Raw genomic sequence first — 13,092 nt, 5'->3', positions numbered from 1 at the left:
CCTTGCCACAGGTTTGTGTTTGGACCTGGAATATGAAGACCGCTTCACCCAAATGAACTCTGCACGCCTCACGCCAGTCAGCAGGTAAGGCCCTCCCTTCAAGGTGCTAGACCATGCAGATATCCCTCGCCCGACAGGTTGCCCTGGTCACCGGCGCCAGCTCCGGCATTGGCGCAGGCGCGGCCAGGGCGTTGGCAGACGCGGGGGCCGCGGTGGTGCTCAACTACCACTCCAGCGCCGTCCCGGCCGAAGCGCTGGCCCGTGAAATCAACGCCACCGGCGGCCGCGCCATCGCCGTCGGGGCCGATGTGTCGAAGGAGCCGGACGTCGAGCGGCTGTTCGCCCAGACCCTCGAAGCGTTTGGCGCGCTGGACATCCTGGTCGCCAACTCCGGCCTGCAAAAAGACGCCGCCACCGTCGACATGCGCCTGGAAGACTGGAACACCGTGATCGGCACCAACCTCACCGGCCAGTTCCTCTGCGCTCGCGCCGCCCTGCGGATTTTCACCCGCCAGGGCATTCGCCACGGCGTGTCCCGGGCCGCGGGCAAGATCATCCACATGAGTTCGGTGCACCAGCGCATTCCCTGGGCGGGCCACGCCAATTACGCCGCATCCAAGGGCGGGGTCGACCTGCTGATGCAGAGCCTGGCCCAGGAAACCAGCCACCAACGCATCCGCATCAACAGCATCGCCCCCGGCGCCATCCGCACGGCCATCAACCAGGACGCCACCGAAGGCGAGCAGGAACAGAAACTGCTGGAGCTGATTCCTTACGGTCGCGTCGGCGCTGTGGAGGACGTCGCCAACGCGGTGGTCTGGCTGGCCTCGGACTTGTCCGATTATGTGGTGGGCACCACGCTGTTCATCGATGGCGGGATGAGCCTTTATCCGGGGTTTCGCGGCAATGGCTGATCATGACGAACCGCAAAGCCCCATCGAGAACCACGGCATCATCGGCGACATGCGCAGTGCCGCGCTGGTCAATGACCGAGGCAGTGTCGACTTTTTCTGCTGGCCGGAATTCGACAGCCCGTCGATCTTCTGTTCGCTGCTGGACACTCCGGAAGCGGGGATTTTCCAACTCGCACCAGACCTGCCGAACGCCCGCCGCCAACAAATCTACCTGCCCGACACCAACGTGCTGCAAACCCGCTGGCTGAGCGACGGCGCCGTGGTGGAAGTCACCGACCTGCTGCCCATCGGCGACAGCGAGGATGATTTACCGGTGCTGATGCGCAAAGTGCACATGACCGTCGGCAGCGCGACGTTTCGCATGCGCTGCGCGGTGCGGCATGACTACGCCCGGGCCACCACCACTGCGCGCCAGGACGCTGCCCACATCTGTTTCGAGGCGCCGGGGCAACCGAGCCTGCGCTTATGCTCCGACCAGCCCATGACGCTGGACGGCAATGCGGCGATGGCCGAATTCACCCTGGCGCAGGGCCAGAGCGCCGAATTCCTGCTGGGTGGCATCGACGACCCGCGGCTACAGGACGATGTCAGCGCGATTTGCCTGGAACGCACCCTGGCGTTCTGGCGCGGCTGGATCGCCCAGTCCACCTACCGGGGACGCTGGCGGGAAACGGTCAACCGCTCGGCCCTGGCGCTGAAGCTGCTGACCTCGCGCAAACACGGCGCCATCCTCGCCGCCGCCACCTTCGGCCTGCCGGAAACCCGCGGCGGCGAGCGCAACTGGGATTACCGCTACACCTGGATCCGCGACGCCTCGTTCACCGTCTACGCGTTCATGCGCCTGGGCTTCGTCGAAGAAGCCAATGCCTACATGCGCTGGCTGCGCGGGCGAGTCAGCGACTGCTGCGATCAGCCGACCAAACTCAACATCCTCTACGGCCTGGACGGCAGACTGGAGCTGCCGGAAACCGAGTTGCCACACCTGAGCGGCTTCGGCAATGCGCGACCGGTACGCATCGGCAATCTGGCCTACCAACAGGTGCAGTTGGACATTTTCGGCGAGCTGATGGACGCGGTCTACCTGGTCAACAAATACGGCGAAGCCATCTCCCATCAAGGCTGGAAACACACTGTCGATGTGGTCGACCAAGTGTGCAAGGTCTGGCAGGACAAGGATGTGGGTATCTGGGAAATGCGCGGCGACAAACAGCATTTTCTGCATTCGCGGCTGATGTGCTGGGTCGCCGTCGATCGCGCCATCCGCCTGGCCGAAAAACGCTCCCTACCCGCCCCGTTCGCCCGCTGGGACGAGACGCGCCAGGCCATCTACCAGGACATCTGGACAAACTTCTGGAACGACGAACACCAGCACTTCATCCAGCGCCTGGGCAGCACCGCCCTGGACGGCTCGATGCTGTTGATGCCGCTGGTGCGCTTCGTCAGCGCCCGCGACCCGCGCTGGCTCTCGACACTCGATGCCATCGAAAAAAACCTGGTGCGCGACGGCATGGTCTATCGCTACCGCAACGACGACAGCCCCATCGACGGCCTCAGCGGCATCGAAGGCTCATTCGCGGCCTGCTCGTTCTGGTACGTCGAATGCCTGGCCCGCGCCGGCCGCGTGGAAAAAGCCCAGCTGGAGTTCGAACAACTGCTGCGCTACGCCAACCCACTGGGGCTCTACGCCGAAGAATTCGACAGCCACGGCTACCACCTGGGCAACACTCCCCAAGCCCTGACCCACCTGGCGCTGATCAGCGCGGCGAGCTTCCTGGATCGCAAGTTGAGCGGGGAGAAAACTCATTGGCAGCCGTGAGCTGAGTTGCCCTTCAGCCTGAACGCGGCCCCCTGTGGCGAGGGAGCTTGCTCCCGCTCGACTGCGCAGCAGGCGCAAAAATCTTGGGGTCGCTTCGCAACCCAGCGGGAGCAAGCTCCCTCACCACAGGGAAAGTGGTGTACTGGCTATTGTGTCGACTCAGCCAGTTCGAGGTCATCCAACGCACGGTTGGCCAACAATTTGGCCAGCTCGATCAACTGCTGAATCCCCAACGCAACATGCCGCCGGGAACCTTCCAGATCGAACGTCAGGTCACTGACCAGCGCATCAGCCGAGGCCAGGGTTTCGCTGAGAGTGGTCAGCACAGATTCGGTGTTGAGGCCGGAGACCACGGTGAAAACCTGGCCGTCCTGGGTGTCGGGTTTGGGCGGGGTGGGCGACAAATGGATATTCAACGCCCGATCGGCGGCTTCGCGGAGTTTTTTTGAATCGAGGGTGGTGTAGGCAGAGAGGTCTTCGGCGCGTGGAGGGTTGGGGGTGATCTTGACCATGATGTGAATCTCCATTCGAAAGTGGAGTTCGCCATTTCCGCGACCAAGCAGAGGGGTGGCGAACTGTACGCAGGTTGGTCGACCAGGGAATGGAAACCCGGCAGGGCCCGAAGCCCTCCCACGCACAGTCAGCCATAAAGCAGACAGCCGCTCGCGCGGCATCGTGCGCCATTCTAAACCCGGGCGACCAAACCCAGTCGCTGATTTTGCAGCGACGAGCAAAGCCTATCCCCGCTATTTCCTAACCGGCAACCGCCGCGACTCGTCAGAAAATTCCGGTTCGCCTATTTTTTTGTAGGAACACAACCGCGTGGCGAGGGAGCTTGCTCCCGCTCGACTGCGCAGCAGGCGCAAAATTTCCCTGACACAAGGGGGTCGCTTCGCAACCCAGCGGGAGCAAGCTCCCTCGCCACAAGAGCATTGCAGTACCCGCTTCCCATTTATCGTGACGTCCCGTTTCGAGTTGCCAGCCCCCCAAACCCCTCCTAAGATCGATGCTCTCACGGGTGCAGCGGAGCTGCCCGATAAAAACCCGACTCAAGGACCTGACATGACCCATATCAAACGCCCCATCACCACCCCACCCCGAACAGGCCTGACCCGCGAAGACCTCTGGGAGGGCCAGGACCGGGGCCTGATCAAATGCTGGGAAATCGGCCGCGACCGCGCGGTGAAGTTTCCCGAACTGGCGCAACGTTGCCTGGCCGGTGAGTTGCCGGTACTGGGCTGGAAAGGTGGCGTCAGCCGCAGCCTGAAGAAAAACGAAAAATTCGGCTGTCTCAAGTACCTCGCCCAATGGCAGGGGCTGCGCGGTGAAGACCTGGACATCGACTTGACCCAGGAGCGCACCCTCACCTGCTCCAGCACGAACATGATCGTGACGTTCACGCCGGATCGGGCCAAATACGTGAACCAGGAACCCGCCTGACCGCAATCGGGCAATGCCGGAGGCCAACATGAACCTCGATCCCAAGGTCAACTTCGCCGTGACGCCGCTGTTGCGCATCGCCTACGAAGAACACGGTCCCGCCAGCGGCGAACCCATCATCCTGCTGCACGGTTTTCCTTACGACCCCAGGGCTTTCGATGATGTTGCACCCGCCTTGGCCGAGCGCGGCTACTGGGTCATCGTGCCCTACCTGCGCGGCTACGGCCCGACCCGGTTCAACAACCCGACCATCCTGCGCTCCGGCCAGCAAGCGGCGCTGGCCCAGGACCTGCTAGACCTGATGCACGCACTCTCCATCCCTCGGGCGGCGCTGTGCGGCTACGACTGGGGTGGTCGGGCGGCGTGTATCGTCGCAGCGCTGTGGCCCGAGCGCGTTCGCTGCCTGGTGACCGGCGACGGCTACAACCTGCAGGATATTCCCCGTTCCACGCAGCCGCTGGACCCGGAAACCGAACATCGGCTGTGGTACCAGTACTATTTCCACACGGCCCGGGGCGTCGAGGGCCTGACCCGGAACCGACGTGAACTGTGTGAGTTGCTCTGGCGCCTGTGGTCTCCGACCTGGAAACGTGGCGCCGAACTGTACCCTCTCAGCGCCATGTCCTTCGACAACCCGGACTTCGTCGACGTGGTGATCCACTCCTACCGTCATCGCTTCATGTACGCACCGGGTGACCCGACGCTGGAGTGGATGGAGGAACGGCTGGTGGCACAACCGGCCATCAGCGTGCCGAGCATTTCCCTGTGCGGTGCCGACGACGGCGTGGGACCCGCGCCGGAACACGATGAAGACGTCGAACGTTTCACGGGTTTTTACGAGCGCCGCGTGCTGGCCGGTGTCGGCCACAACATCCCACAGGAAGCCCCCGAGGCGACGCTCAAGGCATTGCTGGATCTGCTTGAGGGCTGACGGCGAACCGCTCGCGATAGGCCTGTGGCGTCACCCCCATGGCCCGCAAAAAGCTGCGGCGCAGAGTTTCCTCACTGCCGAAGCCACATTGCACCGCCACCCGCTTGATCGACACAGCGGTGTCGGACAACAGGCGGCGAGCGGTTTCCACGCGAATCAACTCCACCGCCCGCGCCGGAGTCTGGCCGGTGTCGGCGCGGTAGTGCCGCACAAAGCTGCGTTCGCTCATGCCCATCTCGGCGGCCAGGCTCGACAGGCCCAGGTCACGGGTGAGATTTTCGGCGATCCAGGCATGCAGGTCATCAAACCGACTGCCCTGCTTTTGCAGCGACAACGTCACGCTGAACTGCGATTGCCCGCCGGGACGCTTGAGAAACACCACCAGGTGCCGGGCGACCTCCAGCGCCACCGCGCGGCCCAGGTCTTCCTCCACCAGCGCCAGGGCCAGGTCGATGCCGGCCGTGACCCCGGCCGAGGTCCAGACCGGACCGTCGTTGATGAAAATCGGGTTGGGTTCGACCCGCAACTGCGGATGCTGCTCGGCCAGTTGTTCGCAGCGGGTCCAGTGTGTCACCACGCGCCGCCCGTCCAGCCAACCGCTGGCGGCCAGCAGGAACGCCCCGGTGCACACCGACGCCACCCTTCGTGAACGCAGGCCGTGCTCCTTGACCCAGGCCACCAGCGCCGGATCCTTCGCCGCTTCGTACACGCCCCAGCCACCGGCGATCAACAGCGTGTCGCTGCCTTCGCTCGGCAGCGGCTCGGCTAACAGCGCCAACCCCGCTGAGGACATCACCGCCCCGCCACCCACAGCGATGACCTTGGGCGTGTAGGGCAACGGCAGGCCTTGCTGGCGGGCCAGGTCGTTGGCCGAGGCAAACACCTGCAAAGGCCCGGTGACATCCAGCACTTGCACGTTGGCGAAGGCCAGCACATGAACGGTTTTCGGTGGGTTGGGCATATTGGCGTGATTCGTGGGTTTATTGGCGTATACGCCAGAGCCTACGGATCTAAAGTAAAACCGTCCACCCCTCGGGCATCATCCAAAGGAGCACGCGACATGACGCTGCAGATCGGTTTGCTGTTATTCCCCCAAGTCCAGCAGTTGGACCTGACCGGCCCTTATGACGTACTGGCCTCGTTGCCAGACGTGAAGGTCCACCTGATCTGGAAGGACTTGGCGCCGGTCACTGCCAGCACCGGGCTGGTGTTGCTGCCCACCACCACGTTCGAGGACTGTCCGAAGCTCGACGTGATCTGCGTTCCCGGAGGGACCGGCGTCGGGCCCCTGATGGAAGACGAGCAGACGCTGACCTTCATCAAGCGGCAGGCCGCCGAGGCGAAATACATCACGTCCGTGTGCACCGGTTCGCTGGTGCTGGGTGCGGCGGGCCTGTTGCAAGGCAAGCGCGCCACCACCCATTGGGCCTATCACAGCCTGCTGCAAACCCTGGGCGCGACACCGGTCAAGGATCGCGTGGTCCGCGATGGCAACCTGCTCACCGGTGGCGGCATCACGGCCGGGATCGATTTTGCCTTGACCCTGGCGGCCGAACTGTTCGACCAGGACACCGCCGAACTGGTCCAACTGCAGCTCGAATACGCCCCTGCCCCGCCGTTCAACGCCGGCAGCCCGGACACCGCACCGACGCGCGTCCTGGAAGAAGCCCACCGGCGTACCGCAGAATCGTTCCGGGTGCGCTCGCAGATCGCCCAACGTGCTGCGGCGCGGTTGGAACTGGCGTAACGCTAAGTCCCAGCCAGGCTGTGCTGTGCTGTGCTGTGCTGTGCTGTGGGAGCAAAGCTTGCTCGCGAAACAGGCGCCTCGATTTCTGAAAGACCGCATCGCCTCTATCGCGGGCAAGCCTTGCTCCCACACAGCCAACCGTGGGTTCATCACCCTTCCTGGCGATACAACACCATCCCCGCGTGATACAGCACACCCTCACGAAAATCCCCATCGGCGGTGAAACCGGTGTCGTCGTGGTATTCGATATGGTCGTCCTGTAACCAGTAGTCGCCCTGGTAAGCGCTTTCACGCAAACCTCGCGCTTCGTCATAGCGTCCGCCCGGCAGCAGCCGATGGCGAATCACGCCATCAGCCGTCACCCACAGACCGACAAATTTGTCCTGGTCTCCAAAGGCCTTTCTCATAGGGCATCTCCTGTCTGGTAAACCGCGGTTCAGAACGGGCTGGCGGTGGGCCGCACGATCAGTTCGCTGACGTCCACATCCGCCGGTTGTTCGATGGCATAGGCGATTGCCCGGGCGATGGCTTCGGCGGGAATGGCGATCCTGCGGAACTCGCGCATTTCGGCACGGCCACCTTCATCGGAAATGCTCTCGGCCAGTTCCGATTCGGTCACGCCAGGGGAAATCACCGTCACGCGCACATCACCCCCAACTTCCTGGCGCAAACCCTCGGAAATCGCCCGCACGGCGTACTTGGTGGCGCAATACACGGCGGCCGTCGGGCTGACGGCGTAGGCACCAATCGAGGCGATGTTGATGAACTGGCCGCTGCGCTGGCGCTGCATCAGCGGCAGGCCGGCGGCGATGCCGTGGAGCACGCCACGGATGTTGACGTCGATCATGCGGTCCCACTCCTCGACTTTCAGCGCCTCGAGCTTGGAGAGCGGCATGACCCCGGCATTGTTGATGATCACGTCGACCCGACCGAATCGCTCGACAGCAAAGTCGATCAGTTGCTGGACATCCTCACGGCGGGTCACGTCCACGGCTTTGCAGACCGCCTGCTGGCCGATGATTTCGAGTTCCTGCACCAGTGTTTGCAAACGATCGATGCGCCGGGCGCCAAGCACGACACAGGCACCGCGAGCCGCGAGCAACCGCGCCGCTGCTTCACCAATCCCGCTGCTGGCGCCGGTGATGACCACTACTTTGTTTTGAATATCGGACATGATGGTTCCCTCGTCTGGATGTGTTGCCCCGGTGGGAGCGTTTTGACAGGTCCAGATTAGGGAACCGACCTTTGTCTGGGTTAGCCGGATCCTCCTGCGCACTTGCACGATCCTGTGGCGATAAAACCGACTCTGGCCGACAGCCGCGCAATCGGCTTTACTAGCGCGGTCCACTCAATTTGGCCTGGGAGATTGATCGGCATGTCGGTATCCACGTCCATCCACATTGCGCCAGACGACGGCGTCAGCCAGCGCCGCGCCGAACTGGCGAGCCTGATGAAGCGCTTTGCGCCGGAATACGGCGTCCACCCTACGGCCATCGAGGCCTTGCACCTGATCCGTAGCGACCAGCCGACCGAAGCCCTGCACACCGTGCACAAGCCTGGTTTATGCGTGATTATCGAGGGACGCAAGGAAGTGCGCCTGGCGGACGAATGCTACGTGTATGACCCGCTCAATTATCTGGTCGTCTCGGTGACCCTGCCGCTGGCCGGCCAGGTGATTGAAGCCAGCCCGGAGCGCCCCTACCTGTGCATCCGCCTCGATATCGACCCGGCTCAGATCTGCCGCCTGATTGCCGACGCCAGCCCTATCGGCGTGCCGGCCGAAAGAACCGGACGCGGGTTGTTCCTGGACCGTATCGATACGCCATTACTCGACGCGCTATTGCGCTTGTTGCGGCTGTTGGACAGCCCGGACGATATCGCCACCCTCGCGCCGTTGGCCCAGCAGGAGATTTTCTACCGGCTGCTGCGTGGCACCCAAGGCCAGCGCTTGCACGAAATCGCCATTCCCGACACCCAGACCCATCGCATCAGCCGTGCCATCGAGTGGCTCAATACCCACTACGCCGAACCGCTGAGCATCGACAGCCTGGCACAAATGATCAATCTCAGCCCTTCGGCGCTGCATCACCGCTTCAAAGCCGTGACCGCCATGAGCCCGCTGCAATACCAGAAACAACTGCGCTTGCAGGAAGCCCGACGGTTGCTGTTGGCAGAGAACAGCGACGTTTCGTCAATCGGTTACAAGATGGGGTATGAAAGCCCTTCGCAGTTCAGCCGTGAATACAGCCGTCTATTTGGCGCCTCCCCGAGCAAGGATATCGCTCGTTTGCGTGCCCAGGCGCTGCAAGCCAGTAGCGCCTGATCCTGCACACAAACAGGATCAGGCAAAACCAGAACAGTATCCGTCTAACGCCCGCCCCCGCCTCGCCCCTAATCTGAACCCATGCAGCAAGACAACCGTCGCCGCTGCAACGGGTTCAGCAGATCACGACATCTGAACGACCCGGCACTCAACCCTTGATATGACCGGAGTCTTTACCATGAAAACGTTCAACACCTTGATTGCCGTTACCACCTTCGCCCTGAGCGTCAGTGCGTTTGCCCTGCCGAGCCAGCAACAAGACCGTTTCTTTACCCAGGCTGGCGATTACCAACAGCCTGTGGCCGCTGATGGCGCGGATCGGACGCCTGGAGGGCAGACTCTCGCTGCCGATGGTGCGGATCGGACGCCTGGGGGCCAGACCCTGGCTGCTGATGGCGCGGACCGGACGCCTGGGGGCCAGACCCTGGCTGCCGATGGCGCGGACCGGACGCCTGGGGGTCAGACTCTCGCTGCCGATGGCGCGGACCGGACGCCTGGGGGTCAGACTCTCGCTGCCGATGGCGCGGACCGGACGCCGGGAGGCCAGACCTTGGCTGCCGATGGCTCCGACCGCACCATTACCCGGCACTTGGCATGATCAGGCCACTTTTTCACAGACGAAAAAAAACCCGCCTAGGCGGGTTTTTTGAGGACCAATTTGACTCCCTGTCCGGCATTCCATGCCTGGTCCAATCATCCATGACCCCGAGCACTCCCTGTACCCAGTGGATGAACATAGATTAGGCCCATCGGTATCGTGGAAAAAGACGAGAAAGCAGCAACGGTGTGTAAGCGTTTCGCTATATGACCTTCCCGGATTTTTTACGGGCGAAAAAAAACCCGCCGAAGCGGGTTTTTCCAAGACCATTACGACTCCCTGTCGATAGCTTTCCTTGCAAGGTCGATCGTCCCTGATCCTGAGCACTTCCTGTGCTTCAGTGGATGAGTCCAGATTACGCCTCGGATCCAAAACGAAATAGACGACATAGCTACCATCTCGTGTAAGACATTCGCTATACCACCCCCTCCGAAAACCCTTAGCCCCTCAGCAGCCAAGCTCAAGACTTGCTCAGGAACGCTTCAATGTTGGCCATCTGCTCGTCCCAGCCACGACTGTCCATGCGAAAAGCCTTGAGCCGGCGAGCTTCAGGAATTTTGTTGAAACCTGACTCCACGACTTTGAGTAAGGTGCCGCCGTCCATGTCTTCGAGTTCGAATTGCACCCGGGTTTCGGACTCTTGGGAATAATCCATCTGCGGCTCGACAGCGTACGGGTGCCAGCGAAACGAGAAGACCCGCTCGGGCTCCACCCGCTCCACCGCTACGTCCCAGATGAGGTGTTCGTAACCTGGGTAAGTGATTTGCCCTTGGGTACGCTCCCCTGCCACAAACCGTTTCCCCTCAAGGGCGACACCGAACCATTGGCCGAAAGCTTCGGCATTGGCCAGGGCTCGCCAGACATGAGAGCGCGAAGCCTTGAGCAGGATCTTTCTTTCAATGCGGTCGGATGAATGCATGGGTCACCTCCTGTGTTTCAACAGTAGGCTTGTAAGACCACAAGGCCAACCAGAAAGTTGTATCAGGATCGCCTTCTTTAAAACTGCATGGAGCGATGTAAACTCACCCGGCGTTTTCAACGGGGGTGTCAGAAATTTTGTGTTCGGGCATAACATGAGTAAGAGGTGCATGTATGCCGACCAAAAAGAAACCCGCGCTACGAGAACTACCGAAAATCCCGAAAGAGTTGCTCGAACAGTTCTCCGGCGGAATGATGACCGCTGAAGCCATCGAGGACGCTTCAGCGGCGTTCAAGAAGGCGTTGATTGAGCGAGCCCTGAGTGCCGAACTGGGCCATCACCTGGGCTATCCGCCGGGCGCGCAGCGCCCAGAGGATGAAACCAACCAGCGTAATGGCAAAAGCGGCAAGACGGTTCTGACCGGTGATGGCCCCATCCGGCTAGATATCCCTCGCGACCGGGACGGCAGTTTTTCGCCCATTCTGATTCCCAAACACGAGCGTCGTTACACCGGTTTCGACGACAAGATCATCTCCATGTATGCCCGTGGAATGACTGTCAGAGAGATCCGTGCATTTCTCTCCGAGCAATACGGTACAGACGTTTCGCCTGATTTCATCAGTTCCGTAACTGACGAGGTCATGGCAGAGATCGGCGCCTGGCAACAGCGGCCCTTGGAGCCGATGTATCCGGTTATTTTCTTCGATGCCCTGCGGGTCAAAATCCGCGAAGAGGGTCTGGTTCGCAACAAAGCGATCTACTTGGCCTTGGGTGTTTTGCCTGACGGGACGCGCGATATCCTCGGCATCTGGATCGAAAACACCGAGGGCGCCAAATTCTGGATGAAGGTTTTCAACGACCTCAAGACGCGCGGTGTCGAGGACGTACTGATTGCCGTGACCGATGGTCTCAAAGGTATGCCAGAAGCCCTCACCGCCGTGTTTCCAGACACGACACTGCAAACATGCATCGTTCATCTGATCCGCAACAGCCTTGATTACGCGGCCTGGGATAAGCGTCGCGAACTGGCCAAGGCGCTCAAACCGATCTACCAAGCAATCACCGCCGAAGCGGCTGAACAGGCGCTGGATGCGTTTGAAAGCGGGCCATGGGGTAAGCAATACCCAACGGTAGTGGCGGCCTGGCGGCGCGCTTGGGATCGAGTGATTCCATTTTTCGTTTTCCCGCCGGCGATCCGAAAAGTGATCTATACGACCAACGCAATCGAGAGCATCAACGCTCAGCTACGAAAGATCATCAAGACCCGCGGCCACTTCCCGACCGATGATGCGGCAACGAAACTGATCTGGCTTGGGTTGCGCAATATCACGGCAAACTGGGGCTCAGCGGCCCACGACTGGAAGAGTGCGATGAATCAATTCGCGATTCTGTATGGAGATCGATTTATCAGGCCGACCTGGTAAAAGCACGTCCTGCCTGGTGGCAGGCCGTTACCGGCCCGCACACAAAAAATCTGACAGTCCCTTTTCAACCCCCTCAAGGAGAGACCAAACATGTCCTCGCGCTTGCTTCTGGCCCTGATGCCGCTGCTTTTCGTCACTGTTGCCCAGGCCGACGACTGCGCCGACGCCACCACTCAAGGCGAAATGAACCAATGCGCAGCCAAAGAAAACAAGGCCGCCGACAACGAGCTGAACAGCTTGTACAAGCAGATCACCGCACGCCTGAAGGACAACCCGGAGGCCAAGCAGATGCTGGTCAAGGCGCAGCGTGCCTGGATAGGTTTCCGTGATGCCGAATGCAATTTCTCCGCCTCCGGAGTCGAGGGCGGCAGCGTCTATCCGCTGATCTACAGCAATTGCATCACCGCCCAGACGAAAGCCCGGGTCGAGGCATTCAAGACCTATCTCAAGTGCAAGGAAGGGGATCTGAGCTGCCCAGTACCCGAGGTCTAAGGGCCCGGATGTAAAAAGGATGACCTCTACAGGTCATCCTTTTTTTGGCCAAAGCTTTTTATTGCAGGAAAAAACAAAACCCCTACCTGCGTCAGCAGATAGGGGTTTCGGAATTTAATCTTGACGATGACCTACTCTCACATGGGGAAACCCCACACTACCATCGGCGATGCATCGTTTCACTGCTGAGTTCGGGATGGGATCAGGTGGTTCCAATGCTCTATGGTCGTCAAGAAATTCGGGTACTGAGTCGCGGCCCGTGGGCCTCGCTTCAGCAAATTGGGTATGTGATAGCTTCGGTGTTTTGTGAGATTCGAACTTTCGGTTCGTTTCGTCTTCACACACCGCAATCTGGTCTCTCTCGAGTTCACAAATTGCTTGGGTGTTATATGGTCAAGCCTCACGGGCAATTAGTACAGGTTAGCTCAACGCCTCACAGCGCTTACACACCCTGCCTATCAACGTCGTAGTCTTCGACGGCCCTTCAG

14 protein-coding genes and 2 rRNA genes are annotated in these 13,092 nt (G+C 61.0%); 9 read left to right on the top strand and 7 right to left on the bottom strand.

The features are described 5' to 3' along the window. Positions 1–113: 113 nt before the first annotated feature. Positions 114–914 (top strand): SDR family oxidoreductase, encoded by an 801-nt coding sequence (locus Q7F16_RS12190; RefSeq protein ID WP_409556177.1) that lies wholly within the window; start codon positions 114–116, stop codon positions 912–914. Then, a complete protein-coding gene (locus Q7F16_RS12185; protein ID WP_409556176.1) occupies positions 907–2,730 on the top strand; it encodes a glycoside hydrolase family 15 protein in 1,824 nt (607 codons plus the stop codon). Before Q7F16_RS12190 ends, Q7F16_RS12185 begins: the two co-directional genes overlap by 8 nt. A gap of 146 nt (positions 2,731–2,876) precedes the next feature. On the opposite strand, the gene Q7F16_RS12180 is transcribed toward Q7F16_RS12185, so the two are convergent. Beyond that, positions 2,877–3,242 (bottom strand): DUF6124 family protein, encoded by a 366-nt coding sequence (locus Q7F16_RS12180; protein WP_409556175.1) that lies wholly within the window; start codon positions 3,240–3,242, stop codon positions 2,877–2,879. Positions 3,243–3,792: 550 nt separating this feature from the next. Between Q7F16_RS12180 and Q7F16_RS12175 the strand changes: the two genes are divergently transcribed. Further along, positions 3,793–4,170 carry a hypothetical protein gene (locus Q7F16_RS12175; protein ID WP_046065895.1) on the top strand — a complete coding sequence of 126 codons (378 nt, stop codon included), beginning with the start codon at positions 3,793–3,795 and terminating at the stop codon, positions 4,168–4,170. Between the two features lie 28 nt (positions 4,171–4,198). Beyond that, a complete protein-coding gene (locus tag Q7F16_RS12170; RefSeq protein WP_409556174.1) occupies positions 4,199–5,101 on the top strand; it encodes an alpha/beta fold hydrolase in 903 nt (300 codons plus the stop codon). Here Q7F16_RS12170 and Q7F16_RS12165 read toward each other — a convergent pair. Further along, entirely contained in the window at positions 5,070–6,062 is a 993-nt protein-coding gene (locus Q7F16_RS12165; protein ID WP_186652521.1) for a GlxA family transcriptional regulator, read from the bottom strand. The genes Q7F16_RS12170 and Q7F16_RS12165 overlap by 32 nt on opposite strands. A 99-nt stretch (positions 6,063–6,161) precedes the next feature. Here Q7F16_RS12165 and inhA point away from each other — a divergent pair, with 99 nt between their 5' ends. Then, entirely contained in the window at positions 6,162–6,848 is a 687-nt protein-coding gene (gene inhA / locus Q7F16_RS12160; RefSeq protein WP_409556173.1) for an isonitrile hydratase, read from the top strand. Positions 6,849–6,997: 149 nt separating this feature from the next. Here the strand turns inward: inhA and Q7F16_RS12155 are convergent, their stop codons facing one another. After that, positions 6,998–7,255 (bottom strand): Atu4866 domain-containing protein, encoded by a 258-nt coding sequence (locus Q7F16_RS12155; RefSeq protein WP_014337384.1) that lies wholly within the window; start codon positions 7,253–7,255, stop codon positions 6,998–7,000. A gap of 29 nt (positions 7,256–7,284) precedes the next feature. Beyond that, entirely contained in the window at positions 7,285–8,022 is a 738-nt protein-coding gene (locus Q7F16_RS12150) for an SDR family oxidoreductase (RefSeq protein WP_409556172.1), read from the bottom strand. A gap of 201 nt (positions 8,023–8,223) precedes the next feature. Between Q7F16_RS12150 and Q7F16_RS12145 the strand changes: the two genes are divergently transcribed. Next, a complete protein-coding gene (locus Q7F16_RS12145; RefSeq protein ID WP_046065892.1) occupies positions 8,224–9,171 on the top strand; it encodes an AraC family transcriptional regulator in 948 nt (315 codons plus the stop codon). 178 nt (positions 9,172–9,349) lie between these two features. Next, positions 9,350–9,769, top strand: coding sequence for a hypothetical protein (locus Q7F16_RS12140; protein ID WP_046065891.1), 420 nt, complete (start codon positions 9,350–9,352; stop codon positions 9,767–9,769). Between the two features lie 460 nt (positions 9,770–10,229). On the opposite strand, the gene Q7F16_RS12135 is transcribed toward Q7F16_RS12140, so the two are convergent. Continuing rightward, complete coding sequence (locus tag Q7F16_RS12135) at positions 10,230–10,688, bottom strand: SRPBCC family protein (protein ID WP_046065890.1); 459 nt, start codon at positions 10,686–10,688, stop codon at positions 10,230–10,232. A 173-nt stretch (positions 10,689–10,861) separates the two neighbouring features. Between Q7F16_RS12135 and Q7F16_RS12130 the strand changes: the two genes are divergently transcribed. Further along, complete coding sequence (locus Q7F16_RS12130; RefSeq protein WP_014335942.1) at positions 10,862–12,112, top strand: IS256 family transposase; 1,251 nt, start codon at positions 10,862–10,864, stop codon at positions 12,110–12,112. Positions 12,113–12,202: 90 nt separating this feature from the next. Further along, complete coding sequence (locus Q7F16_RS12125; protein ID WP_046065889.1) at positions 12,203–12,604, top strand: lysozyme inhibitor LprI family protein; 402 nt, start codon at positions 12,203–12,205, stop codon at positions 12,602–12,604. A gap of 118 nt (positions 12,605–12,722) precedes the next feature. Here the strand turns inward: Q7F16_RS12125 and rrf are convergent. Next, positions 12,723–12,838: ribosomal RNA gene (gene rrf / locus Q7F16_RS12120) — 5S ribosomal RNA — on the bottom strand. A gap of 155 nt (positions 12,839–12,993) precedes the next feature. Next, a 23S ribosomal RNA gene (locus Q7F16_RS12115) occupies positions 12,994–13,092 on the bottom strand; the annotation flags it as partial.

Origin of the sequence: Pseudomonas sp. Lb2C2 (assembly GCF_052112205.1) — a bacterium.
GTDB lineage: Bacteria > Pseudomonadota > Gammaproteobacteria > Pseudomonadales > Pseudomonadaceae > Aquipseudomonas > Aquipseudomonas kilonensis.
Note: the sequence above shows the minus strand (reverse complement) of the source record. Positions and strands in the feature narration are given on the sequence as shown.